A 23,634-nucleotide genomic window follows, 5' to 3' on the forward strand; every position below is an offset into this window, starting at 1 on the left:
ACGACAAGGGAGTTGAGGACGCCGTGCCCACTGTGCTGCTGTTGTCCACCGCCGACACGGATCTGCTCGCCGCGCGGGCCTGCGGGGCGTCCTACCGGATCGGCAACCCCTCGCGGGTCGACCCGGCCGAGGAGCTGCCCGCGCTGCTCGCGGGCGCGGACCTCGCGGTCGTACGGCTGCTGGGAGGTAAGCGCGCCTGGGAGGACGGGCTCGCCGTGCTCAAGGCGTCCGGGGTGCCGACGGTGCTGCTGGGCGGGGAGGCGGTGCCGGACGCCGAGCTGATGGCCGAGTCCTCGGTGCCCGCCGGGGTGGTGGCCGAGGCGCTGCGCTATCTCGTGGAGGGCGGACCGGAGAACCTCGCGGAACTCGCGCGCTTCCTGTCGGACACGGTGCTGTTCACCGGCGAGGGCTTCGCCGAGCCGCGCGGGATGCCCGCGTACGGGGTGCACGGGGCGTACGAGCGGGTCGAGGGCCGGCCCACGGTCGGTGTGCTCTTCTACCGGGCCCACGAGCTGTCCGGCAACACGGGGTTCGTGGACACGCTGTGCGCGGCGATCGAGGAGCGCGGCGCCAACGCCCTGCCGGTGTACTGCGGTTCGCTGCGCGGGGCCGACCCCGGGCTGTACGAGCTGCTCGGCCGGGCCGACACGCTGGTCGCGACGGTGCTCGCGGCGGGCGGCGCGCACGCCTCGGAGGCGAGCGCCGGGGGCGACGAGGAGGCCTGGGACATCGGTGAGCTGGCCGCTCTCGACCTGCCGGTGATCCAGGGGCTGTGTCTCACCTCCTCGCGCGCCACCTGGCTGGCCTCGGACGCGGCGCTCAGCCCGATGGACGCGGCGATGCAGGTCGCGATCCCCGAGTTCGACGGGCGGATCGTGTCCGTCCCGTTCTCCTTCAAGGAGCAGGGCCCCGACGAGGTGCCCGTGTACGTCGCCGACCCCGAGCGCGCGGCGCGGGTCGCCGGGATCGCGTACCGGCACGCGGTGCTGGGGTACAAGCCGAACGCGGAGAAGAGGCTCGGGCTGGTCTTCACGGCGTACCCGACGAAGCACTCGCGGGTCGGCAACGCGGTGGGCCTGGACACCCCGGCCTCCGCGGTGCGGGTCCTCGACGCGCTGCGCGAGGCCGGCTACGGCGTGGAGGGGCACCCCGACGACGGGGACGAGCTGATCCACCGGCTGATCGCGGCCGGCGGGCACGACGTGGAGTGGCTGACCGAGGAGCAGTTGGCCGCCGCGCCCGCCCGGGTGCCGCTCGCCGACTACCGGGCCTGGTTCGACCGGCTGGACCCGGGGCTGCGGGACGGGATGCTGGAGGCGTGGGGCGAGCCGCCCGGCTCGCTCTACGTCGACGGGGACGACATCGTGCTGGCCGCGCTGCGGTTCGGGAACGTCGTCGTGATGATCCAGCCGCCGCGTGGTTTCGGCGAGAACCCGATCGCGATCTACCACGACCCGGACATGCCGCCCTCGCACCACTACCTGGCGGCGTACCGCTGGCTGGAGGCGCGGTCCTCCGAGGGGGGCTTCGGCGCGGACGCCGTCGTGCACATGGGCAAGCACGGCACGATGGAGTGGCTGCCCGGCAAGGGCCTGGGGATGAGCGCGGGCTGCGCGCCCGACGCGGTCCTCGGTGAACTGCCGCTGGTCTACCCGTTCATCGTCAACGACCCGGGCGAGGGGACGCAGGCGAAGCGGCGCGGGCACGCGACGGTCGTGGACCATCTGGTGCCGCCGATGGCGCGCGCCGACACCTACGGTGACCTCGCGAAGCTCGAACAGCTCCTGGACGAGTACGCCGTGGTCTCCGACCTGGACCCGGCCAAGGCCCCGGCGGTGCGGGCGCAGATCTGGACGCTCATCAAGGCGGCCGAGCTCCACCACGACCTGCACCTCGAAGAGCAGCCGGACGACGAGGACTTCGACGAGTTCGTGATGCACGTCGACGGCTATCTGTGCGAGATCAAGGACGTGCAGATCCGTGACGGCCTGCACGTCCTGGGCGGCGGTCCGGTCGGTGAGGCGCGGGTCAACCTCGTCCTCGCGGTGCTGCGGGCCTCGCAGGTGTGGGGCGGTCAGGCCAACGCCCTGCCGGGGCTGCGAGCCGCTCTCGCGGAGCACTTCGGGCTGGTGGAGAAGGAGCTGCTGGCCGAGCCGGGCGCCGCCGTGAAGGTCCCGGCCGGGCTCAGCGCCCTGGCCGAGGGCCCCGCCCGCACCGGCGCCGACGCGATCGACCTGCTGGAGCAGGTGTGCCGCCGTTTCGCGGAGGGCATGGAGGAGCGCGGCTGGGAGCTGTCGGCCGTACGGCCGCTGGTCACCGAGGTGCTGGGCGCCGGACTGCCGGACGCGGTCGCGGTACTGGGCTTCGCGTGCGAGGAGGTCGTGCCGAGGCTGGCCCGCACGACGGACGAGATCGACCACATCCTGCGCGCGCTGCGCGGCGGCTTCGTACCGGCCGGGCCCTCGGGTTCGCCGACACGCGGGCTGGTCAACGTCCTCCCGACGGGCCGCAACTTCTACTCGGTCGACCCGAAGGCGATCCCCTCGCGCCTGTCCTGGGAGGTGGGGCAGTCCCTCGCGGACTCGCTGATCGCCCGCTACCTCACCGACACCGGCGCGTACCCGAAGTCGGTGGGCCTGACGGTGTGGGGCACCTCGGCGATGCGCACCCAGGGGGACGACATCGCGGAGATCCTCGCGCTGCTGGGCTGCCGTCCGGTGTGGGACGACGCCTCGCGCCGTGTCACGGGTTTCGAGATCGTGGACGCCGGGGAGCTGGGCCGGCCGCGCGTCGACGTGACGGTGCGCATCTCGGGCTTCTTCCGGGACGCCTTCCCGCACGTCGTGGGCCTCATCGACGACGCGGTGCGCGCGGTCGCCGAACTGGACGAGGACCCGGAGGTCAACTACGTACGGGCGCACGCCGACGAGGACACCGCCCGCCACGGCGACCGGCGGCGCGCGACGGCCCGGGTCTTCGGCTCGAAGCCGGGCGCGTACGGCGCCGGTCTGCTGCCGCTGATCGACGCCCGCAACTGGCGCACCGACGCCGATCTCGCCGAGGTGTACGCGGTGTGGGGCGGCTACGCCTACGGGCGGGGGCTGGACGGCCGGGCGGCGCGCGGGGACATGGAGACGGCGTTCCGGCGCATCTCGGTCGCGGCGAAGAACGTGGACACCCGTGAGCACGACCTCGTGGACGCCGACGACTACTTCCAGTACCACGGCGGCATGGTCGCGATGGTGCGGCACCTGACGGGCGAGTCCCCCGAGGCGTACGTCGGGGACAGCGCGACCCCGGATCAGGTGAGGACCCGCACGCTGGGCGAGGAGACGCACCGGGTGTTCCGCGCCCGGGTCGTCAACCCGCGCTGGATGGCGGCGATGCGGCGGCACGGCTACAAGGGCGCCTTCGAGATGGCGGCCACGGTGGACTACCTCTTCGGCTACGACGCGACGGCGGGGGTGGTGGACGACTGGATGTACGAGAGGTTGTCCGCCGAGTACGTCTTCGACCCGGAGAACCAGGAGTTCATGAGGAAGTCGAACCCCTGGGCGCTGCGCGGTATCACGGAGCGCCTGCTGGAGGCGGCGGAACGGGGGCTGTGGGCCGAGCCGGACCAGTCGACCCTGGACCGGCTGCGGGAGACGTACCTGCGGCTCGAAGGCGAACTCGAAGGTGAGGGTGACGAGTGATGACCAGCCCAGCGGGCGCCGGCACGACGACGGCGCACTTCCCGTTCACGGCGGTGGTGGGCCAGGACGACCTGCGCCTGGCCCTGCTGCTCAACGCGGTCTCCTCGCGGGTCGGGGGGGTGCTGGTGCGCGGGGAGAAGGGCACCGCCAAGTCCACGGCGGTGCGCGCTCTTTCGGCGCTCGTGCCGGAGGTCCCGGTGGTTCCCGGCTGCCGGTTCTCCTGCGATCCGGCGGCGCCCGACCCGCACTGCCCGGACGGACCGCACGAGGCCGGGGCCGGGCTCGCGCGCGCGGCCCGCATGGTAGAGCTGCCCGTCGGCGCCTCCGAGGACCGGCTGGTGGGCGCCCTGGACATCGAGCGGGCCCTGTCGGAGGGCGTGAAGAGTTTCGAGCCGGGGCTGCTCGCGGACGCGCACCGGGGCATCCTGTACGTCGACGAGGTCAACCTCCTGCACGACCACCTCGTGGACCTGCTGCTGGACGCCGCCGCGATGGGTTCCTCGTACGTCGAGCGGGAGGGCGTCTCCGTACGGCACGCCTCGCGGTTTCTGCTCGTGGGCACGATGAACCCCGAGGAGGGCGAGCTGCGCCCGCAGTTGCTCGACCGTTTCGGGCTGACCGTGGAGGTCACCGCCTCGCGTGAGACGGACCAGCGTGTCGAGGTCGTCAAGCGGCGCATCGCGTACGAGGACGACCCGGCCGGCTTCGCGGCGCGTTTCGCCGAGGAGGAGGACGCGCTGCGGGCGAGGATCGGCGCGGCCCGCGCGCTGCTGCCGCGCGTGCGGCTCGGGGACGCGGCGCTGCGCCAGATCGCGGCGACCTGCGCGGCCTTCGAGGTGGACGGGATGCGCGCGGACATCGTGATGGCGCGCACCGCGACGGCGCTGGCCGCGTGGGAGGGGCGCGAGGACGTCCTGGCACAGGACGTGCGGCAGGCCGCGCTGCTCGCCCTGCCGCACCGCAGGCGCCGTAACCCCTTCGACGCGCCGGGCCTCGACGAGGACAAGCTCGACGAGGCGCTGGAGCGGTCGGCGGGCCAGGACCAGGAACCCGGCCAGGACCCCGAGGACCCCGACGGGCCGGACGGCCCGGACGGGGGCGGGGGCGGTGGCGGTGGCGGGGTGCCGCCGCGGGGGCAGGGGCCGGACGCGGGGTCCGGCGAGTCCCGGGACGCGGGGTCCGGCGAGTCCCCGGGCGAGGAGTCCGGCGCTCCGGCCTCCCCTGAGCCCTCCGGGGACGCCGAGGGAAAAGGACCGGCGGGCGCGGCTGACCAGCCCGCCGCCCGCGCCTCGGAGCCCTTCCGTACGAAGACGCTGAGTGTGCCCGGTCTCGGGGAGGGCGCGGCGGGGCGCAGGTCCCGGGCGCGTACCGAGCACGGGCGGACGACCGGGGCGCGCCGTCCGCGCGGCGGGACCCTCGGGAAGCTGCACCTCGCGGCGACCGTGCGGGCCGCCGCGCCGCACCAGCGGGCGCGGGGCCGCAGCGGCGCCGGGCTGATCGTGCGCCGCGACGATCTGCGGCAGGCGACGCGCGAGGGCCGCGAGGGCAACCTCGTGCTGTTCGTCGTGGACGCCTCGGGTTCGATGGCGGCCAGGCAGCGGATGGGCGCCGTGAAGGGAGCGGTGCTCTCGCTGCTGCTCGACGCCTATCAGCGGCGCGACAAGGTGGGTCTGGTGACCTTCCGCGGCCGGGAGGCGACGCTCGCGCTGCCGCCCACGTCCTCGGTGGACGCGGCGGCGGCCCGGCTGGAGAGCCTGCCGACCGGGGGCCGTACGCCGCTCGCTGCCGGTCTGCTGAAGGCGCACGAGGTGCTGCGCGTGGAGCGGCTGCGGGACCCCTCGCGGCGCGCGCTGCTCGTGGTGGTCACCGACGGCCGGGCGACGGGTGCGGGGGTGGCGCGAAGCGCCTCGGCCGGGGGTGCGCCCGATCCGGTGGCGCTTTCGGCGAGGGCGGCCCGGTTGCACGCTGCCGAGGGGGTCGCCTCGGTGGTCGTGGACTGCGAGTCGGGGCCGGTGCGGCTCGGGCTCGCCGGGACGCTCGCGCGTGAACTGGGCGGTACGGCAGTGACGTTGGACGAGTTGCGGGCGGATTCCATCGCCGGGCTCGTGAGGGAAGTACAGGGTCCGCGGGGACCGAGGAGGGCCGCTTAAGTGCCACAGGGAAAACCGGCCGTGGTGCCGGACGACGGGCTCACGACCCGGCAGCGCCGCAACCGTCCGCTGCTCGTCGTGCACACCGGTGTCGGCAAGGGCAAGTCGACGGCGGCCTTCGGTCTCGCGTTGCGCGCGTGGAACCAGGGCTGGCCGATCGGGGTGTTCCAGTTCGTCAAGTCGGCCAAGTGGAAGGTCGGTGAGGAGAACGCGCTGAAGGTGCTGGGCGCCTCCGGCGAGGGCGGCGCCGTCGCGTGGCACAAGATGGGCGAGGGCTGGTCGTGGGTCCAGCGCGACCGGCAGTTCTCCAACGAGGAGGCGGCGCGCGAGGGCTGGGAGCAGGTCAAGCGGGACCTGGCCGCCGGGACGTACCGGCTGTACGTGCTCGACGAGTTCGCGTACCCGATGCACTGGGGCTGGGTGGACACCGCCGAGGTGGTCGAGGTCCTGCGGGAGCGGCCGGGCAACCAGCACGTCGTGATCACCGGGCGCAACGCGCCGCGGGAGTTGCTGGACGCGGCCGACCTCGTGACGGAGATGACGAAGGTCAAGCACCCGATGGACGCGGGGCAGAAGGGCCAGCGGGGCATCGAGTGGTGACCGTCTCCCCGTCGGCCCCGTCGGCCCTCGCTCCCGTGCCCCTCCCGCCGCGTCTGGTGGTCGCCGCTCCGTCCTCCGGCAGCGGGAAGACCACCGTCGCGACCGGGCTGATGGCGGCGTTCGCGGCGGCCGGCCTGTCCGTGTCCCCGCACAAGGTGGGCCCGGACTACATCGACCCCGGCTACCACGCGCTCGCGACCGGGCGGCCGGGCCGCAACCTCGACGCGTACCTGTGCGGCACCGGGGCGCTGGCCCCGCTGTGCGCGCACGCGGCGGCCGGGGCGGACCTCGCCGTGGTCGAGGGCGTGATGGGGCTGTACGACGGGGCGGCGGGCCAGGGGGAACTGGCGTCGACGGCGCAGGCCGCGAAGGTGCTGGGCGCGCCGGTCGTCCTGGTCGTGGACGCCTCCGCGCAGTCGCGTTCGGTGGCGGCCCTCGTGCACGGTTTCGCCTCCTTCGACCCCGAGGTGCGCGTCGGCGGGGTCGTCCTCAACAAGGTCGGCTCGGACCGGCACGAGGAGTTGCTGCGGGCCGCGCTCGACGAGTCGGGGGTGCCGGTGCTCGGGGTGCTGCGCCGGACGGCGGAGCTGTTCACGCCGTCCCGGCACCTGGGGCTCGTCCCGGCGGCGGAGCGGCGGGCCGAGGCGCTGGAGGCGGTCGCGGCGCTCGCCGGGCACGTACGGGCGGGCTGCGACCTGGACGCGCTGCTGCGGCTCGCGCGCTCGGCGCCACAGCGGAGCGTCGCGCCGTGGCGTCCGGAGGGCGCGGAGCCGGTGGCCGGTCCGCGTCCGGTCGTGGCGGTCGCGGGCGGGCCCGCGTTCACCTTCTCGTACGCCGAGCAGGCGGAGGCGCTGAGGGCGGCGGGCGCCGAGGTCGTGACCGTGGACCCGCTGCGGGACGAGGCGCTGCCCGAGGGGACGCGGGCGCTCGTGATCGGGGGCGGTTTCCCCGAGGTGTACGCGCCCGAGCTGTCCGCGAACGCGCCGCTGCGCGGGGCGGTGGCGCGGCTGGCGCGGGCCGGGGCGCCGGTCGCGGCGGAGTGCGCGGGGCTGCTGTATCTCGCTCGCTCGCTGGACGGGGCCGCGATGTGCGGGGTGCTGGACGCCGAGGCGCGGATGACGGACCGGCTGACGCTGGGCTACCGCGAGGCGGTCGCGGTGTCGGACAGTGTGCTCGCCGCGGCGGGTACGCGGGCGCGGGGCCACGAGTTCCACCGCACGGTCCTGGAGCCGGGGGCGGGCGGGTCGCCGGCCTGGGGGCTGCGGCAGCCGTCGGCGCGGGTCGAGGGCTTCGTACGGGACGGGGTGCACGCGAGTTATGTGCACACGCATCCGGCGGGGCTGCCGGGGTCGGCCCGGCGGCTGGTGGAGAGCGCGCGGCGGTGGCCGGCGGAGAGGTGTGCGGTATGAGCAGGCTGGTCGGTGTCGGGGTGGGTCCCGGCGATCCCGAACTGCTGACGGTGAAGGGCGTGCGCGAGCTGCGCGAGGCCGCGGTCGTCGTGGTGCCCGTGATGGCGGGCCCGGACGGCCGGGACCTCGGGGAGCCGGGCCGCGCCGAGGCGACGGTGCTGCACCACGTGCCGGCCGAGCGGGTCGTGCGGGTCGTGTTCGCGCTCAACGAGCGCGCCGACCGGGCGCGCCGCGAGGCGGCCTGGGACGCGGCCGGGGAGCGGGTCGTGGGCCTGCTGCGGGAGCGGGGCCCGGTGGCCTTCGCGACGATCGGCGACCCCAATGTGTACTCGACCTTCCACTACCTCGCGCAGACCGTGCGGCGGGCGCTGCCGGACACGCGGGTCGCGACGGTGCCGGGCATCACGGCGATGCAGGATCTCGCGGCGCGGGCCGGGGCGGTGCTCGCCGAGGGCACCGAGCCGCTCACGCTGGTGCCGGTGACGGCGGGTTCGGCGGTGCTGAAGGAGGCCCTGGAGGGGCCGGGCACGGTCGTGGCGTACAAGTTCGGTCGGCTCGCGGGCGAGGTGGCGGGCGCGCTGCGGGAGACGGGCCGGCTGGAGGGCGCCGTGTGGGGCTCCTCGCTGGGCCTGGACGGGGAGTCGATCCGGCCGGCCGCGGAGCTGTCCGGGGGGCCGCTGCCGTACCTGTCGACGCTCATCGCTCCGGCCCGCCGGACGGGCGGACGCGGGGAGAAGCTGTGAGCGGCGCCGCCCCCCTCACGGCCCGGGGCGCCCCGTCCCGTGGCCGGGCCTCATTCGCCGGCCGCGCCGATCACGAGCCACATGAGGGCGACGCCCGCGACGGTGCACAGCAGCGTCGAGCGGGCGGGGTGGCTGTGGCTGGCCTCGGGCAGGATCTCGGCGGCGGCGATGTACAGCAGGACGCCGCCGAAGAAGCCGAGATAGCACGCGAGCGCTTGGCCCGGAATGGTGAACAGCAGCGTCGAGGCGGCCCCCGCCACGGGGGCCACCGCGTCCGCGCCGAGCATCGCGAGGGCCTTGCGGCGCGCGTTCCCGTAGGCCCGGGTGATCGTGTACGTGTTGAAGCCGTCGGCGAAGTCGTGGCTGATCACGGCGAGCGCGACGGTGAAGCCCATCGCGTTGTCCACCTGGAACGAGGCGCCGATCGCGATGCCGTCGGCGACGCTGTGCCCGACCATCGCGGCGGCCGCCCCGATCCCGACCTGGGTGACCTGTCCGGGGTCCTGGGCGCCGTGCGCGGCCTGGCGCAGGGCCAGCAGCCGTTCCACGACGTGGGCGGTGAGGAAGCCGGCCACGAACAGCAGGAGCGCGGCGGGCACGCCCCACACCTTCTGCCCGGCGCCCTCGACGGCCTCGGGCAGCAGGTCGAGGCCGACGACGCCGAGCATGAGCCCCCCGGCGAAGCCGAGGACGAGGTGGCGCCGGTCGGTGACGTGGTGGGCGGCCCAGCCGCCGACCAGCGTCATCACGAAGGAGCCCAGCGCGACGAGCACGACCATGTCTCCTTGCTAGCCGACTGAGGGCGTCGCCGCACGTCCTTTCACCAGGACGTCACCCCCGCCGTGCGCGGACGTCCCCCGGACGCGCGGGCCGTCTCCCGGTCACCGCCCCTACGAGTTTCCCGTCAAACCCCACGAGTTCCCCGTCAAGAGTGAGGACCCCGATTCCCATGGCCGCTGCCCCCACCGGCAAGGTGACCTTCGTCGGCGCAGGCCCCGGCGCCGCCGATCTGCTGACGTTCCGCGCCGCGCGGGCCATCGCCGAGGCCGATGTCGTGATCTGGGCGGCGAGCCTCGTGCAGGCCGAGGTCCTGGAGCACGCCCGTGAGGGCGCCGAGATCCTGGACTCGGCGGCGATGTCGCTGGAGGACGTGGTCGCCGTGTACGAGCGGGCCGCGGCCGGGGGCCTGCGGGTGGCGCGGGTGCACTCGGGCGATCCGGCGCTGTGGGGCGGTACGCAGGAGCAGGTCGACCGCTGCGCGCAGCTGGGCGTGGAGGTGGAGATCGTGCCGGGCGTGTCCTCGTTCTCGGCGGTCGCGGCGCTCGCGCGGCGGGAGCTGACGATCCCGGAGGTCGCGCAGTCGGTGATCCTGACCCGGCTGGGCGGCGGGAAGACGCCGATGCCGCCGGGCGAGGAGGTGCGCGAGTTCGCGCGGCACGGCACGACGATGGCGCTGTTCCTGTCGGCGGCCCGCTCCGGACAGCTCGTGAAGGAGCTGCTGGAGGGCGGCTACCCGACGTCGACCCCGGTCGTCGTCGCGTACCAGGCGACCTGGCCCGAGGAACTGCTCGTGCGCTGCACGATCGGGACGCTGGAGGAGACCGTCAAGGAGCACCGCCTGTGGAAGCACACGCTGTTCCTGGTGGGCCCGGCGCTCGACGCGAGCGGCACCCGTTCGCACCTGTACCACCCGGGGCACTTCCACGGTTTCCGCCGTGCGGAGCCCGAGGCGCGCCGCGCGCTGCGGGCGGCGCGCGCCGAGGGCGGCACACCGTGATCACCGTGGTGGGTACGGGGACGGGGGCGCCGTTCGACGCGGACGTACGGGCCCGGCTCGCGGGGGCCTCGCTCGTGGTGGGCGCGGCCCGGCACCTGGACGCGGCGGGGGCGGCGGGGCTGTCCCGGGACGCGGAGCGGATCGTGCTGGGGCCGCTGGCCCCGGCGCTGGACGCGCTGGCCGCGCATGCGGCGGGCGGCGCGGACGCCCTCGTGCTGGCCTCGGGCGATCCGGGGTTCTTCGGCGTCGTGCGGGTGCTCGCCGAGCGGTTCGGGCCCGCGGCGCTCGACGTACGGCCCGGGGTGTCCTCCGTCGCCGCGGCCTTCGCGCGGGCGGGGCTGCCGTGGGAGGACGCGGTCGTGGTGAGCGCGCACGGCAGGGCGCTGCGTACGGCGGTCAACCTGTGCCGGGCGCGGCCGAAGACGGCGGTGCTGACCGGTCCGGGCGCGGGCCCCGCCGAACTGGGCGCGGCGCTGCTGGGCTGGCCGGAGCGGATTCTGGTGGTGGCGAGCGCGCTGGGCGATCCGGAGCGGGAGCGGGTCGAGCGGCTGACGCCCGCGCAGGCGGCGGGCCGGGAGTGGGACGCGGTGAGCGTCGTGCTGTGCCTGGCCCCCTCGGCGCTGGAGCCGGGACCGGTGTCGACGGTCGCGGGCGGCCCCGGCGCGGGAGCGGGGCCGTGGGCGCTGCCCGAGGAGGAGTTCGGACACCGCGCCTCGATGATCACGAAGTTCGAGGTGCGGGCGCTCGCGCTGGCCCGGCTCGCGCCGCGCCCCGGTGATCTGGTGTGGGACGTGGGCGCGGGCTCCGGCTCGGTCGCCGTGGAGTGCGCGCGGCTGGGGGCCGCCGCCGTGGCCGTCGAGAAGTCCGCGGACGGGGTGGCGCTGGTGCGCCGGAACGCGGCCGTGCACGGCGTGGACCTGCTCGCCGTGCACGGCGGGGCCCCGGCCGCGCTGGCCGGGCTGCCGGACCCGGACGCGGTGTTCGTGGGCGGCGGCGGGGCTCGGCTGCCGGAGATCCTGCGGGCCTGCGCGGCGCGCGGGCCGCGCGCGGTGGTCGTGGCGGTGGCGGCGCTGGACCGGGTGCCCGCCGCCCGGCTCGCCCTGGAAGGGGCCGGTTACGCGGTGGGGGGTGTGCAGCTCCAGTCCTCCCGGCTGGCCCCGCTGCCGGGCGGGGTGACGCGGCTCGCGGCCGGCAACCCGGTGTTCCTGCTGTGGGGCGAACGGGGCGCGGGCGGGGACGCGTCCCCGCCCGGGAAGCCCGGGAAGAACGAAGAACACGGAAGAGAAGGAGTGACCCTGTGACCGGGACTTCACCCGAGAGCGCCCCGGGCACGGGCGCGCGGCCGGGGCCCGAGCGGTCCCCCGTCGTCGGCCTGGTGTGGGCCACGGCCGCCGGGGAGCGAGCCGCCGGGCGGCTGGCCGCCGCGTGGCCGGAGCGCACCCGCGTCTACGCGGGCGCCTCCGTACGGGAGTCGCTCGCCGCGGCGTTCGCGGGCTGCGAGCGCGTCGTGTGCTTCCTGGCGACGGGCGCCACGGTACGGCTGCTGGCCCCGCTGCTGGGGGACAAGGCGAGCGATCCCGGCGTGGTGTGCGTGGACGAGGCGTCCCGGTTCGCGGTGGCGCTGCTCGGCGGCCACGGCGGCGGCGCGAACGCCCTCGCCGAGGAGGTCGCCGGGGTCCTGGGCGCGCGGCCCGTGGTGACGACGGCGACCGACGCGCGTGACCTCCCGGGCCTGGACACCCTCGGTCTGCCCGTCGAGGGCGATGTCGCCGGGGTGAGCCGCGCGGTGCTGGACGGGGAGCCGGTGCGGCTGGCCCAGGACACCGGCTGGCCGCTGCCCGCGCTGCCGCCGAACGTGGCCGCGGACGCGGCCGGGCCCTCGCTCCTGCGGGTGAGCGACCGCGCCGTGCCCCCCTCGCCGGGCACCGCCGTGCTGCGGCCCCCGTCCCTGGTCGTCGGGGTCGGCGCCTCGAAGGGTGCGCCCGCCGAGGAGGTGCACCGGCTGGTGCTCGACGCGCTCGCCGGGGCGGGGCTGTCCGCGTCCTCGGTGGCCGCGCTCGTCACGGCCGAGGCGAAGGCCGGGGAGCCGGGGGTGCTGGCCACCGCCGAACGGCTCGGCGTCCCCCTGCGGACGTACCCGGCGCGGGACTTGGCGGCCGTGCGGGTGCCGAACCCCTCGGACGCGCCGCTCGTGGCGCTCGGTACGCCCTCGGTCGCGGAGGCGGCGGCGCTGATGGGCGGCGGTGAACTCCTCGTCCCGAAGCGGAAGTCGGCGCCCGAGGGGCGGGCGGCGATGGCGACCTGCGCGGTCGTGCGGCGGCCGGTGCGCGGGCGGCTCGCGGTGGTCGGGCTCGGGCCCGGCGCGCGGGACCTGCTGACGCCGCGCGCGAAGGACGAACTGCGGCGCGCGGCCGTCCTGGTGGGCCTGGACCAGTACGTGGACCAGATCCGCGATCTGCTGCGTCCGGGCACCGTCGTCATCGAGTCGGGTCTGGGCGCCGAGGAGGAGCGCGCGCGGACGGCGGTGGCCCAGGCGCGCGCCGGGCGGGCCGTGGCGCTCATCGGCTCGGGGGACGCCGGGGTCTACGCGATGGCCTCGCCGGCGCTCGCGGAGGCCGGGGCGGACATCGACGTGGTGGGGGTGCCGGGGGTGACCGCGGCGCTCGCCGCCGGGGCCCTGCTGGGCGCCCCGCTGGGCCACGACCACGTGTCGATCAGCCTGTCCGACCTGCACACGCCGTGGGAGGTCATCGAGCGGCGGGTGCGGGCGGCGGCCGAGGCGGATCTCGTCGTGACCTTCTACAACCCGCGCAGCCGGGGCCGCGACTGGCAGTTGCCGAAGGCGCTCGCCCTGCTGGCCGGGCACCGCGCGGGGAGCACCCCGGTCGGTGTGGTGCGCAACGCCTCGCGGCCGGACGAGTCGGCGCGGGTCACGACGCTCGCGGCGCTCGACCCGGGAAGCGTCGACATGATGACCGTGGTGACGGTCGGCAACACCGCGACCCGCGAGATCGCCGGGCGCATGGTGACCCCGCGCGGCTACCGCTGGCAGAGCACGGAGGCCGGGCGATGAGCGCGGCGGCCGGGCGGGCGGGGCGTCCCGCGTGGGAGCGTCCCGTGCACCCCATCGAGGTCGAGTCCTACCGGCGGATGCGGGCCCGGCTCGACACGGGGCACCTGCCGCCCCTGTCGCGGGCGGTCGTGGAACGCGTCGTCCACTCGGCGGCCGATCTCGCGTACGCCGGGGACCTCGTGGTGGACGAGGCGACGCTCGGGCCGGCGCACGCGGCGCTGCACGCGGGCGCCCCGGTCGTCACGGACGTCGCGATGGTCGCGGCCGGCATCACGCGCCGCGCCACCGTGTGCAAACTGCCCGAGGCCCGGCCGGGCCCGGGGCTGACGCGTTCCGCGCACGCCGTGCGGCTGGCCTTCGAGGAGGTCGGGCCGGGCGCGCTGTGGGTCGTCGGCAACGCGCCGACGGCGCTGGAGGAACTCCTCCTGCTGGACGCGGAGCCGGCCCTCGTGATCGGGCTGCCCGTCGGTTTCGTCGGCGCCGTCGAGTCGAAGGCGGCGCTGCGCGCGAGCGGGCTGCCCGCCGTCAGCAACCTTTCCGAGAAGGGCGGTTCGGCGGTCGCGGCCGCCGCGCTGAACGCCCTCCTGTACCACCCGCTCACCACTGACCCGGAGAACATACTGTGACTGCCTCCACGCAGGCCCCCGCCCTGTTGATCGCCGGACACGGCACCCGTGACGCGGGCGGCGCCGAGGCGTTCCGCTCGTTCGTCGCGCAACTCGCCGCACGCCACCCCGAACTGCCCGTCGCGGGCGGGTTCATCGAGTTGTCGCCGCCGCCGCTCACCGAGGCCGTCGGCTCCCTCGTGGAACGCGGGGTGCGCCGCTTCGCGGCCGTCCCGCTCATGCTGGTGTCCGCCGGGCACGCGAAGGGCGACATCCCGGCGGCGCTGGCCCGCGAGCGGGAGCGCCACCCGGGGCTGAGCTACACGTACGGCCGTCCGCTGGGCCCGCACCCCTCGCTCCTGAAGGTCCTGGAGCGGCGGATCGACGCGGTGCTCGACGGGGCGGACCGCTCCGGGGTGACGGTCCTGCTGGTGGGGCGCGGCTCGACCGACCCGGACGCGAACGCCGAGGTGTACAAGGCGGCCCGGCTGCTGTGGGAGGGCCGGGGCTACGCGGGCGTGGAGACGGCCTTCGTGTCGCTCGCCGCTCCCGACGTGCCGGCCGGTCTCGACCGCTGTGTGCGGCTGGGCGCGCGCCGGATCGTGGTGCTGCCGTACTTCCTGTTCACCGGCGTCCTCCCGGACCGGGTGCGGGACCAGGCGGCGGACTGGTCGGCCGCGCACCCGGGGGCGGAGGTGTCGACCGCCGACGTCATCGGCCCGACGGAGGAACTGCTCGGCCTCGTGTGGGAGCGGTACGAGGAGGCGGCCGGGGAGGGCGTCCGGATGAACTGCGACTCCTGCGTCTACCGCGTCGCGCTGCCGGGCTTCGAGGACAAGGTGGGCGCCCCGCAGCAGCCGCACTTCCACCCGGACGACGACGGCCACCACCACGGCCACGGCCACCCTCACGCGCACTCGCATGCGCACTGAGCGGGCGGCCGGCGCGTTCGACCTGCGCCACCACGGCGACGCGGAGGTGCGCGACGCGGGCGGGGTCCCGCTCACGGACCTGGCGGTCAACGTCCGTACCGGCACTCCCCCGCCGTGGCTGCGGGAGCGGATCGCGGCCTCGCTGACCGCTCTGGCCGCCTATCCGGACGGCCGGGCGGCGCGGGCGGCGGTCGCGGCGCGCCACGGACTGCCGCCGCGGCGGGTGCTGTTGACGGCGGGCGCGGCCGAGGGCTTCGTCCTGCTCGCGCGGGCGCTGCGGGCGCGGCACGCGGTCGTCGTGCACCCGCAGTTCACCGAGCCGGAGGCGGCGCTGCGGGAGGCCGGGGTCCCCGTGGAGCGGGTGGTCCTGCCGCGCGAGGACGGGTTCCGGCTCGATGCGGGACTCGTGCCCGCGGCGGCGGATCTGGTGGTGCTCGGCAATCCGACCAACCCCACCTCCGTCCTGCACCCGGCGGACGCGGTGACGGCGCTGGCCCGCCCGGGGCGCACGCTCGTCGTGGACGAGGCGTTCATGGACGCGGTGCCGGGCGAGCGGGAGTCGCTCGCCCGGCGCACGGACGTACCCGGACTCGTGGTGCTGCGCAGCCTCACCAAGACGTGGGGGCTCGCGGGGCTGCGGATCGGCTACGTCCTCGCACCGCCAAAGACGGTGGCGCTGCTGGAGTCCGCGCAGCCGCTGTGGCCGGTGTCGAGCCCGGCGCTGGTCGCGGCCGAGGCGTGTTCGGCCGCCCCCGCGCTGGCGGAGGCGGAGGCGGCGGCCCGCGCGATCGCCCAGGACCGCGCCTTCCTCGCGGCGGGCCTCGCGGACTGCCCCGGCGTCACGGTCGCGGGCCCGGCCGAGGGCCCGTTTCTGCTCGTACGGCTGCGGGGCGCGGCACGGGTGCGGGAGCGGCTGCGCGCGGCCGGTTTCGCGGTGCGGCGCGGCGACACCTTCCCCGGTCTGGACGGGGACTGGCTGCGGATCGCGGTCCGGGACCGGTCCACGAGCGAGAGGTTCCTCGCGGCGCTGCGGGAGGTACTGGCGGCCGGGTGACGGTGCCGGGCCGCCGGTCCGCGGCTTTCCTGGCGTCAGGGACGCGAGCCGGCCCCCTCGCCGCCGTCGGGTCCTCGCGAGGGCAGCTCCGCCGCGAGCCGCAGCAGCGCCTCGTCCGTGCCGGGCGCGCCGATCAGGCACAGCCCGACGGGACAGCCGTCGACCCGGCCGGCGGGCACCGTCAGGGCGGGCAGCCCGGCCAGGGGCGCGAGACAGGTCAGGCGCAGCAGCGCGGTCCGTGCGGCGGAGGCGGTGCCCGTCTCGTGCGGGCCGTCGACGCCGCGCGGGGGCGCGGGCGGGCCGCCGGGGCGCAGGGCGGGGGCGAGGCGGGGGGTGGTGGGGATCGCGAGCACCGCGCCCTCCCGCAGTGAGCGCAGCAACAGGTCCCTGGCGAGGCGCTGTGCGCGCCGGGCGGCGGTCACCTCGTCCTTCGTCAGGCGGGCGGCGAGGCTCCAGCGCGCGGCGACGCCCGGCCCGAACGACGGGCGCTCGCGGGAGATCCAGGTTCCGTGGGCGTCCCAGGCCTCCGCGGCCTGGAGGGTGGAGAACGCGCGCTGGGCCCGCGCCCACGCCCGCGCCTCGGGGAACTGCGCCGTCCTGTCGGGCGCCAGCCGGGCCGCGAGCAGACCGGCCAGGGGGGCGAGCGCCTCGCGCACGCCGCTCTCCGCGGTCCGCCACAGGTCCTCGGGGAGGAGCAGTCGCAGCGGCTCCGCCGGGTCCGGCGCGCCGCTGAGCAGCAGGCCGGCGCCCGCGCGCAGCAGGTCCGGGTGGCGGGCCATCAGCCCGGGGACGTCGAAGGAGGGTGCCAGCGGGACCGCGCCCGTCCGGTCGGTGCGCGCGTGCGTCGGTCGCAGCGCGTACAGCCCCGTCCACGCGGCGGGCACCCGGATGGACCCGGCCGTGTCCGTGCCCAGCCCCAGATCGGCGAGGCCCGCGGCGACCGCGGCGGCCGTACCGCTGGAGGAGCCGCCGACGGTGCGGGCGGGCGCGGCGGGGTTGCGGACCGCGCCGTAGTGGGCGTTGGTGCCGGCGAGGCTGTAGGCGAGTTCGTCGGTGTGCGCGACGCCCGCGACCGAGGCGCCCGCGGCGGTCAGCCGCGCGAGCGCGTCCGCGTCCCGGGCGGGCGCCGCGTGCGTCTGCCGCCACCGCGGGTGCCCGGCGCCGGTGGGGGTCCCGGCCACGGCGAAGACGTCCTTCACCGCGAGCCGTACGCCGTTGAGCGGCCCCGTCCCGGACGCGGGCCGCGGCCGTGACCACGGCACGTAGGGGCCGAGCGGCGGCCGGGCGCCGGGGGCGCCCCCGGGCTCTTCGGGTGAGCGGGGCGGGAGCCCGCGGTCGTGGGGCGACAGGGTCATACGGGCCTGCGCAGGAGGAGCGGGGCCAGATCGGCCTTCGACAGACGGCAGTGCACGCCCTTGACGAGGTCGACCACTTGGGAGACGTGGAAATCGGCCGCGGCGCTGAGGTAGGCGAGCGCCACCGGCCCGGGTATGCCGCAGCGGTGGTCCAGGAAGGTGAGCGCGTCGCGGACGGCGTACTTCACGGCCTCGTTCAGGTCCTCGTCCAGGCCGAGCAGCAGGTGCTCGTCCGCCGTCTCGGCGAACGGCGCGCGCAGCGCGGCGGCCAGGGCGCGGTCCGCCGCGCCCTGGTGCAGGGTGAGCCGGACGGTGGCGCGCAGGGGCGCCTCGAACGCCGTGAGCGCGACCTCGCCGTCGCCCTGGGCGAAGTGCGGGTCGCCCGCGTAGAACAGCGCCAGCGGCACCTGTACGGGGAGGCGGAGCCGGGCGCCCTCACCGAGCAGCCGTACGTCGAGGTTGCCCCCGTGCCGCCCCGGCGGGACGGAGTGCACCGGTTCGCAGGCGTCCGGGGCCACCCCCATGATCCCGAGGAACGGCCTGAGCGGGAAGGCGAGTTCACGTCCGTCGCCGACGGGCAGCCGGCCCCGGCCGTCCTCGCCGACCGTGGCGAGCAGACTGACCGGCGGCACGGGCACGCCCTCCGGGTGGCCGGGTGGGGCGAGCGGGTACTCGCCGGGGAGCGCGCCGCGCGCGTGGCGGCTGCTGACGACGCCGTAGCCGGTGCGCCGCCGCAGCCTCAGCACCTCGACCTCCAGGACGTCGCCCGGCCGGGCGCCGCGTACGGCGACGGGGCCGGTGACCACGTGCGGACCGTGTACGACCGGGTCGTGCGGATGCGGCCCCGCGGCCAACTCGACCGTGTCACGCAGGAGATCACGGCGGGGAATACCGGCCGCGCCGAAGAAGGCGGCCGGGTCGCGTCCCTGGTCGCCCAGGATTCCCTCGTGGCTGATGGTGTCGAGCGTGACCGACGCGCCGGAGTCCACGGTGAGCGACGGTTCGCTGTCGGCGTTGGGCAGCAGGCCCCAGTGGACGGCGGCAGGGTCGGCGCCGAGATAGTGGTCACCGTCGACGGGGCCCTGTCCCCGTTGCAAGGTCAGCATGGTCCAAGACGCTCGCACGGCGGCATTTCCGAGGCGTTACAGCCGGCGCACACCGTCGCTGCGGAGCTTTCCCGGCCCGAAACACGGGGTCCCGTACCCGGGGTCCCGAACCACACCGCGCCGGACGGACACCCCGCCCCCACTCCGTACTCCGTTACTCCACCACCGCCCCGTTCAGCACGACGCGGCGCGGGGCGGTGAGGACGCGGACGTCGGCGCGCGGGTCCTCGTCGTACACGACGAGGTCGGCGGGGGCTCCCTCGGTCAGGCCGGGGCGGCCGAGCCAGGCGCGGGCCTCCCACACGGCGGCGGAGAGGGCGGCGACCGGCGGCAGCCCCGCGCGCACCAGCTCGGCCACCTCGTCGCCGACCAGCCCGTGCCGGATGCTGCCGCCCGCGTCGGTGCCCGCGTAGATCCGCACGCCCGCGTCGTAGGCGGCCCGCACGGTGTCGTAGCGGCGTTCGTGCAGGCGGCGCATATGGGCCGACCAGCGCGGGAACTTGCTCTGACCGCCGTCCGCGAGCCGGGGGAAGGTCGCGATGTTGACGAGGGTCGGGACGATCGCGACCCCCCGTTCGGCGAACAGCGGGATGGTGTCCTCGGTGAGTCCCGTCGCGTGTTCGACACAGTCGATCCCGGCCTCGACGAGGTCGGTCAGCGAGTCCTCGGCGAAGCAGTGCGCGGTGACCCGGGCGCCCAGCCGGTGCGCCTCGGCGATCGCCGCCTCCACTTCGCCGCGCGGCCAGCAGGCCGTCAGGTCGCCCGCCTCCCGGTCGATCCAGTCGCCGACCAGCTTGACCCAGCCGTCGCCGCGCCGGGCCTCCCGCGCGACGTACGCGACCAGATCCTCCGGTTCGATCTCGTGGGCGAAGGCGCGGATGTAGCGGCGGGTGCGCGCGATGTGCCGGCCGGCCCGGATGATCTTCGGCAGGTCCGCCCGCTCGTCCGTCCAGCGCGTGTCGGAGGGCGAGCCCGCGTCGCGCAACAGCAGGGCTCCGACGCCCCGTTCGGTCAGCGCCTGCTTCTCGGCCTCCTCGGGCGGGATCGCGCCGTGCGCGTCGAGCCCGACGTGGCAGTGCGCGTCGACCAGTCCGGGCAGCGCCCAGCCCTCGACGGTGCGCACGTCCCCGGCCCCGGCCGGGCGGGTGAAGGTGACCCGCCCTCCCACGACCCACAGCCGGTCACGGACGTCCTCGGGCCCGACGAGTACGGCCCCCTTCACCTGCAGTACCGGGTCATCGCTCATGCGGGCACTGTAGAGGGGCGCGGGGCGGGCACCGGTGGCGGGCGGCGTCCGCGCGGACGGACCGTCGCACGGGCCGGGAGCCGCCCGGTGAGTACTCTCGACAGCGGCAGCCGAACGAACCCGTGAGCGAAGAGAGCACGACCGTGACCCATCCTCTGCTGGACCTGACCCCTATGACCGCGGGGCGCTTCGCGGGCGTCGAACGCAAGGTCGCCGCCCTCCTCGGGCTCGACGCCGCCGCCCCCGGCGACCCGTACGAGCTGGTGATCATGCAGGGAGAGGCGCTGCTGCCCCTGGAGGGCTGCATCCGGGGCGTCGCGGGTCCGGGCACGGTGGCGCTCAACATCATCACCGGCCCCTACGGGCAGACCTTCGGCGACTGGCTGCGCGACTGCGGGGCGACGGTCTACGACCTCGCGGTGCCCTTCGACACGGCGGTCACCGCCGAGCAGGTGCGCGCGGCGCTCGCGGAACAGCCGGACATCGACTTCGTCTCGCTCGTGCACGCGGAGGCGGCCACCGGCAACACCAACCCGGTCGCCGCGATCGGCGCCGCGGTGCGCGAGCACGGCGCGCTGCTCATGCTCGACGCGGTGGCCTCGGTCGGCGCGGAACCGCTGCGGCCCGCCGAGTGGGGCGTGGACCTGTGTGTGATCGGGGCGCAGAAGGCGCTGGGCGGGCCGGCCGGGGTGTCGGTGGCGGCGCTGAGCGCGCGGGCCTGGGAGCGGCTGGGGCGGAACCCGCGGGCCCCCCGGCACTCGTACCTGTCGCTGCTGGACTGGAAGCAGCGCTGGATCGACGCGGGCCGCACGGCCCTGCCGCACGCCCCGGCCCAGCTGGAGATGCTCGCGCTCGACGCGTGCCTGGAGCGGTTCTCGGCGGAGGGCCCCGAGCTGGTCATGGCCCGGCACGCGCGGGCCGCCGCGGCGACCCGGGCGGGGGTCTCGGCGCTGGGCGGCGGGATCACTCCGTTCGTGACGGCCGCGCGGGACGCCGCCCCGGTGGCGACGACGCTGCGGGTGCCCGAGGGGGTCGACGCGGGCGAGCTGGTCGCGAAGGCCCTCGCGGGTGATTCGACGCTGCCGCTCGCGGCCGGCGGCGGGGCGCTGGCCCGGGAGATGGTCCGGGTCAACCACTACGGGCCGCTGGCCGCCGAGAACGTCGTGCGCTCGTGCGTCGCCGCGCTGGGCGAGGCGCTGGCCGAGACCGGCGGCGCCCCCGGCTCGGGCGTGGACGTACCGGCCGCCGAGGCGGCGGTGTCGGCCGCCTGGGGCGCCTCGCGCTGAGCGGTACCACGGCACCGGATGTGCACCGGGCCCGGCGGCCTGCGGCTGCCGGGCCCTTCGCGTGCGAGGGGACGGGGGCCGCGTGCGGGTGGGGCGGGGGGACGGGGACGAGAGGACAGGGACAGGGACCGGACACGCGGACGTTCCCCGGCATGCGGACCCACGCCGGTATACAGCGTAGATGCCACCTACCCCACCCCCGTACCCCCTAATCCCCTCCCCCTTGACACCGTCCATGAAATCCGTGTGAATGGGGAATAAGAAAGGCGGGCTAATTCACCCCAGCTTCCCGTAAGCTTCTGCCCGCTTTCCCCGCGGCTAAACGCCGAGTTTTACGCGTCGGTCATTCCCCGTAATTCGGACGTGTTCCGGGGACGTTACCCACTTGTGACGCATCCCACAAGCGGCCCCCATTTGACCGGTATTACCCCCACAAACCACGCGTTTTCCCCGCCGCCTCGCGCGAGCCCGCACCCACGCCCGATAACACATCGAGGGCTTTGGCGTAACCCCGTCCCCCGATGCATTTTCACCACGGCCTGGGTAAATTCAATTCACATGACCGCCGCACAAGCAGACCTCACCGCAGCCCGTACCGAATTCCGGGAATTGCCGGAGGGACTTCGACTCGACGGCCCCGAGGTGCAGGACGGAGCCGCGATCTGGCGTATCGCCAAGGACTCCGGGACCCTCGACCTCAACTCTTCCTACAGCTACCTGCTGTGGTGTCGTGACTTCGCCGGCACCTCGGTGGTGGCCCGCGACGCCTCCGGTGCCCCGGTGGGTTTCGTGACCGGCTACGTGCGCCCCGAGAAGCCGCGCACCCTCGTCGTCTGGCAGGTAGCCGTCGACGCCTCGCAGCGCGGCCGGGGGCTGGCCGCCGCCCTGCTGGACGGACTGGCCGCACGGGTCGCCGCCCGCCAGGAGCTGACCGGCCTGGAGACCACGATCACGCCCGGGAACACCGCCTCCGAGCGGTTGTTCGCCTCCTTCGCCCGGCGGCACGGCGCCGGTCTGGAGCGCGAGGTGCTGTTCGACGCGGGTCTGTTCCCCGACGGCGGTCACGACTCCGAGGTGCTGCACCGCATCGGCCCCCTGGACCTGTCGGCCGCCGCGCGTACCGCCGCCCCGGCCGCCGTCTGAGCCCCGGCACCTCCCGCGGCCCGGCCCCACGGCTGTGCGCCGCACCCCCGAAGCTTCGCGCCGGGGTCCTCTCCCGCGCGCTCACCCCTCACATCCCATATCTCCCAGGAGAATGCTGTGACCATCGCCCCGCCCGCCCTGAGTGTCTTCGAGACCCTGGAGTCGGAGGTGCGCAGCTACTGCCGCAGCTGGCCGGCCGTGTTCGACCGCGCCCAGGGCAGCCACCTCTACGACGAGGACGGCCACACCTACCTCGACTTCTTCTCCGGTGCCGGCGCCCTCAACTACGGGCACAACAACCCGGTGCTGAAACGCGCGCTGATCGACTACATCGAGCGCGACGGCATCACGCACGGCCTGGACATGGGCACGACCGCGAAGCGGCAGTTCCTGGAGACCTTCCAGAACGTCGTGCTGCGCCCCCGGGACCTGCCGTACAAGGTGATGTTCCCCGGCCCCACGGGCACCAACGCCGTCGAGGCGGCGCTCAAGCTGGCCCGCAAGGTCAAGGGCCGCGAGTCGATCGTGTCCTTCACCAACGCCTTCCACGGCATGTCGCTGGGCTCCCTCGCGGTGACCGGAAACGCCTTCAAGCGGGCGGGGGCGGGCATCCCGCTGGTGCACGGCACCCCCATGCCCTTCGACCACTACCTCGACGGGCAGACCCCGGACTTCCTGTGGTTCGAGCGGCTTCTGGAGGACCAGGGCTCGGGCCTCAACAAGCCGGCCGCGGTCATCGTGGAGACCGTGCAGGGCGAGGGCGGCATCAACGTGGCGCGCGCCGAGTGGCTGCGCGCGCTCTCGGAGCTGTGCCGGCGCCAGGACATGCTGCTGATCGTCGACGACATCCAGATGGGCTGCGGCCGCACCGGTGCCTTCTTCTCCTTCGAGGAGGCGGGCATCGTCCCGGACATCGTGACGCTGTCGAAGTCCATCGGCGGCTACGGGATGCCGATGTCGCTGTGCCTGTTCCGCCCCGAGCTGGACGTGTGGGAGCCGGGCGAGCACAACGGCACCTTCCGGGGCAACAACCCGGCCTTCGTGACCGCCTCGGCGGCACTGGAGGCGTACTGGGCCGACGGCCAGATGGAGAAGCAGACCCTGGCCCGCGGCGAGCAGGTCGAGTCGGCGCTGCGCGCGATCTGCCAGGAACACACCGCTCTGGGCGCCACGTTCCGGGGCCGGGGCCTGGTGTGGGGCCTGGAGTTCGCCGACCCGGAGCGCGCCACCGCGGTGTGCCGGCGCGCCTTCGAGCACAGCCTGCTGCTGGAGACCTCGGGTCCGAAGAGCGAGGTGGTCAAACTGCTGCCCGCGCTGACCGTGACCCCCGACGAACTGGACGAGGGTCTGCGCATCCTCGCCCGCGCCGTGCGCGAGACGGCCTGAGCCGTACGCCGCCGGCGCACCCACCGGGACACCGGCGCCCGAGGGGCGCCGAGGAGATCCACCGTTACACCACA

The 23,634-nt window shown here is 75.5% G+C and carries 18 protein-coding genes; 14 read left to right on the forward strand and 4 right to left on the reverse strand.

The window, feature by feature from the left end:
* The first annotated feature begins 23 nt into the window (after nucleotides 1-23).
* From cobN to cobI, 5 genes are read left to right on the forward strand one after another with little or no spacing between them, the layout of a single operon-like run.
* Entirely contained in the window at nucleotides 24-3,695 is a 3,672-nt protein-coding gene (gene cobN / locus ACFYMP_RS00275; RefSeq protein ID WP_388848004.1) for a cobaltochelatase subunit CobN, read from the forward strand.
* A complete protein-coding gene (locus ACFYMP_RS00280; protein WP_388848007.1) occupies nucleotides 3,695-5,845 on the forward strand; it encodes a putative cobaltochelatase in 2,151 nt (716 codons plus the stop codon). Before cobN ends, ACFYMP_RS00280 begins: the two co-directional genes overlap by 1 nt.
* A complete protein-coding gene (cobO, locus tag ACFYMP_RS00285) occupies nucleotides 5,846-6,445 on the forward strand; it encodes a cob(I)yrinic acid a,c-diamide adenosyltransferase (RefSeq protein ID WP_388848010.1) in 600 nt (199 codons plus the stop codon).
* Nucleotides 6,446-6,480: 35 nt separating this feature from the next.
* The gene (locus tag ACFYMP_RS00290; protein WP_388848013.1) at nucleotides 6,481-7,854 is read left to right on the forward strand and encodes a cobyrinate a,c-diamide synthase; all 1,374 of its coding nucleotides are present in this window, start codon (nucleotides 6,481-6,483) and stop codon (nucleotides 7,852-7,854) included.
* Nucleotides 7,851-8,597 (forward strand): precorrin-2 C(20)-methyltransferase, encoded by a 747-nt coding sequence (gene cobI / locus ACFYMP_RS00295; RefSeq protein ID WP_388848016.1) that lies wholly within the window; start codon nucleotides 7,851-7,853, stop codon nucleotides 8,595-8,597. The genes ACFYMP_RS00290 and cobI overlap by 4 nt, the downstream gene beginning before the upstream one ends.
* Nucleotides 8,598-8,647: 50 nt before the next feature.
* On the opposite strand, the gene ACFYMP_RS00300 is transcribed toward cobI, so the two are convergent.
* On the reverse strand, nucleotides 8,648-9,376 hold the full coding sequence (locus ACFYMP_RS00300) for a ZIP family metal transporter (protein WP_388848019.1): 729 nt from the start codon (nucleotides 9,374-9,376) through the stop codon (nucleotides 8,648-8,650).
* A 170-nt stretch (nucleotides 9,377-9,546) separates the two neighbouring features.
* Here ACFYMP_RS00300 and cobM point away from each other — a divergent pair, with 170 nt between their 5' ends.
* From cobM to cobC, 6 genes are all read left to right on the forward strand, one after another.
* Nucleotides 9,547-10,374: a precorrin-4 C(11)-methyltransferase gene (gene cobM / locus ACFYMP_RS00305; RefSeq protein WP_388848022.1), complete on the forward strand. Its 828-nt coding sequence runs from the start codon at nucleotides 9,547-9,549 to the stop codon at nucleotides 10,372-10,374.
* On the forward strand, nucleotides 10,371-11,675 hold the full coding sequence (cbiE, locus tag ACFYMP_RS00310; RefSeq protein ID WP_388848025.1) for a precorrin-6y C5,15-methyltransferase (decarboxylating) subunit CbiE: 1,305 nt from the start codon (nucleotides 10,371-10,373) through the stop codon (nucleotides 11,673-11,675). The genes cobM and cbiE overlap by 4 nt, the downstream gene beginning before the upstream one ends.
* 74 nt (nucleotides 11,676-11,749) lie before the next feature.
* On the forward strand, nucleotides 11,750-13,447 hold the full coding sequence (gene cobJ, locus ACFYMP_RS00315; RefSeq protein ID WP_388849483.1) for a precorrin-3B C(17)-methyltransferase: 1,698 nt from the start codon (nucleotides 11,750-11,752) through the stop codon (nucleotides 13,445-13,447).
* The gene (locus ACFYMP_RS00320) at nucleotides 13,444-14,073 is read left to right on the forward strand and encodes a precorrin-8X methylmutase (protein WP_388848028.1); all 630 of its coding nucleotides are present in this window, start codon (nucleotides 13,444-13,446) and stop codon (nucleotides 14,071-14,073) included. The genes cobJ and ACFYMP_RS00320 overlap by 4 nt, the downstream gene beginning before the upstream one ends.
* Complete coding sequence (locus ACFYMP_RS00325; RefSeq protein ID WP_388848031.1) at nucleotides 14,070-14,984, forward strand: sirohydrochlorin chelatase; 915 nt, start codon at nucleotides 14,070-14,072, stop codon at nucleotides 14,982-14,984. Before ACFYMP_RS00320 ends, ACFYMP_RS00325 begins: the two co-directional genes overlap by 4 nt.
* Complete coding sequence (gene cobC, locus ACFYMP_RS00330; protein WP_388848033.1) at nucleotides 14,974-16,038, forward strand: Rv2231c family pyridoxal phosphate-dependent protein CobC; 1,065 nt, start codon at nucleotides 14,974-14,976, stop codon at nucleotides 16,036-16,038. The genes ACFYMP_RS00325 and cobC overlap by 11 nt, the downstream gene beginning before the upstream one ends.
* Before the next feature lie 35 nt (nucleotides 16,039-16,073).
* Here cobC and ACFYMP_RS00335 read toward each other — a convergent pair whose 3' ends face one another.
* From ACFYMP_RS00335 to ACFYMP_RS00345, 3 genes are all read right to left on the reverse strand, one after another.
* Nucleotides 16,074-17,393 (reverse strand): amidase family protein, encoded by a 1,320-nt coding sequence (locus tag ACFYMP_RS00335; protein WP_388848036.1) that lies wholly within the window; start codon nucleotides 17,391-17,393, stop codon nucleotides 16,074-16,076.
* Nucleotides 17,390-18,499: an acetamidase/formamidase family protein gene (locus ACFYMP_RS00340; RefSeq protein ID WP_388848039.1), complete on the reverse strand. Its 1,110-nt coding sequence runs from the start codon at nucleotides 18,497-18,499 to the stop codon at nucleotides 17,390-17,392. The genes ACFYMP_RS00335 and ACFYMP_RS00340 overlap by 4 nt, the downstream gene beginning before the upstream one ends.
* A gap of 154 nt (nucleotides 18,500-18,653) precedes the next feature.
* The gene (locus tag ACFYMP_RS00345) at nucleotides 18,654-19,745 is read right to left on the reverse strand and encodes an amidohydrolase family protein (RefSeq protein ID WP_388848042.1); all 1,092 of its coding nucleotides are present in this window, start codon (nucleotides 19,743-19,745) and stop codon (nucleotides 18,654-18,656) included.
* 143 nt (nucleotides 19,746-19,888) lie between these two features.
* Between ACFYMP_RS00345 and ACFYMP_RS00350 the strand changes: the two genes are divergently transcribed.
* From ACFYMP_RS00350 to ectB, 3 genes are all read left to right on the forward strand, one after another.
* Nucleotides 19,889-21,031 carry a pyridoxal-phosphate-dependent aminotransferase family protein gene (locus ACFYMP_RS00350; protein WP_388848045.1) on the forward strand — a complete coding sequence of 381 codons (1,143 nt, stop codon included), beginning with the start codon at nucleotides 19,889-19,891 and terminating at the stop codon, nucleotides 21,029-21,031.
* Between the two features lie 558 nt (nucleotides 21,032-21,589).
* Complete coding sequence (gene ectA, locus ACFYMP_RS00355) at nucleotides 21,590-22,174, forward strand: diaminobutyrate acetyltransferase (protein ID WP_388848048.1); 585 nt, start codon at nucleotides 21,590-21,592, stop codon at nucleotides 22,172-22,174.
* A gap of 117 nt (nucleotides 22,175-22,291) precedes the next feature.
* Nucleotides 22,292-23,560 (forward strand): diaminobutyrate--2-oxoglutarate transaminase, encoded by a 1,269-nt coding sequence (gene ectB, locus ACFYMP_RS00360; RefSeq protein ID WP_388848051.1) that lies wholly within the window; start codon nucleotides 22,292-22,294, stop codon nucleotides 23,558-23,560.
* The last annotated feature ends 74 nt before the right edge of the window (nucleotides 23,561-23,634 follow it).

The sequence above is a fragment of the Streptomyces sp. NPDC007088 genome (genome assembly GCF_042869355.1).
GTDB lineage: Bacteria > Actinomycetota > Actinomycetes > Streptomycetales > Streptomycetaceae > Streptomyces.

Excerpts from the sequence above, each read along its gene's own strand:
- ACFYMP_RS00280 (WP_388848007.1), top strand. The coding sequence starts at position 3,695 with ATGACCAGCCCAGCGGGCGCCGGCACGACGACGGCGCACTTCCCGTTC.
- cobI (WP_388848016.1), top strand. The coding sequence starts at position 7,851 with ATGAGCAGGCTGGTCGGTGTCGGGGTGGGTCCCGGCGATCCCGAACTG.
- ACFYMP_RS00300 (WP_388848019.1), bottom strand. The coding sequence starts at position 9,376 with ATGGTCGTGCTCGTCGCGCTGGGCTCCTTCGTGATGACGCTGGTCGGC.
- cobM (WP_388848022.1), top strand. The coding sequence starts at position 9,547 with ATGGCCGCTGCCCCCACCGGCAAGGTGACCTTCGTCGGCGCAGGCCCC.
- ACFYMP_RS00320 (WP_388848028.1), top strand. The coding sequence starts at position 13,444 with ATGAGCGCGGCGGCCGGGCGGGCGGGGCGTCCCGCGTGGGAGCGTCCC.
- cobC (WP_388848033.1), top strand. The coding sequence starts at position 14,974 with ATGCGCACTGAGCGGGCGGCCGGCGCGTTCGACCTGCGCCACCACGGC.
- ACFYMP_RS00335 (WP_388848036.1), bottom strand. The coding sequence starts at position 17,393 with ATGACCCTGTCGCCCCACGACCGCGGGCTCCCGCCCCGCTCACCCGAA.
- ACFYMP_RS00340 (WP_388848039.1), bottom strand. The coding sequence starts at position 18,499 with ATGCTGACCTTGCAACGGGGACAGGGCCCCGTCGACGGTGACCACTAT.
- ACFYMP_RS00345 (WP_388848042.1), bottom strand. The coding sequence starts at position 19,745 with ATGAGCGATGACCCGGTACTGCAGGTGAAGGGGGCCGTACTCGTCGGG.
- ectA (WP_388848048.1), top strand. The coding sequence starts at position 21,590 with ATGACCGCCGCACAAGCAGACCTCACCGCAGCCCGTACCGAATTCCGG.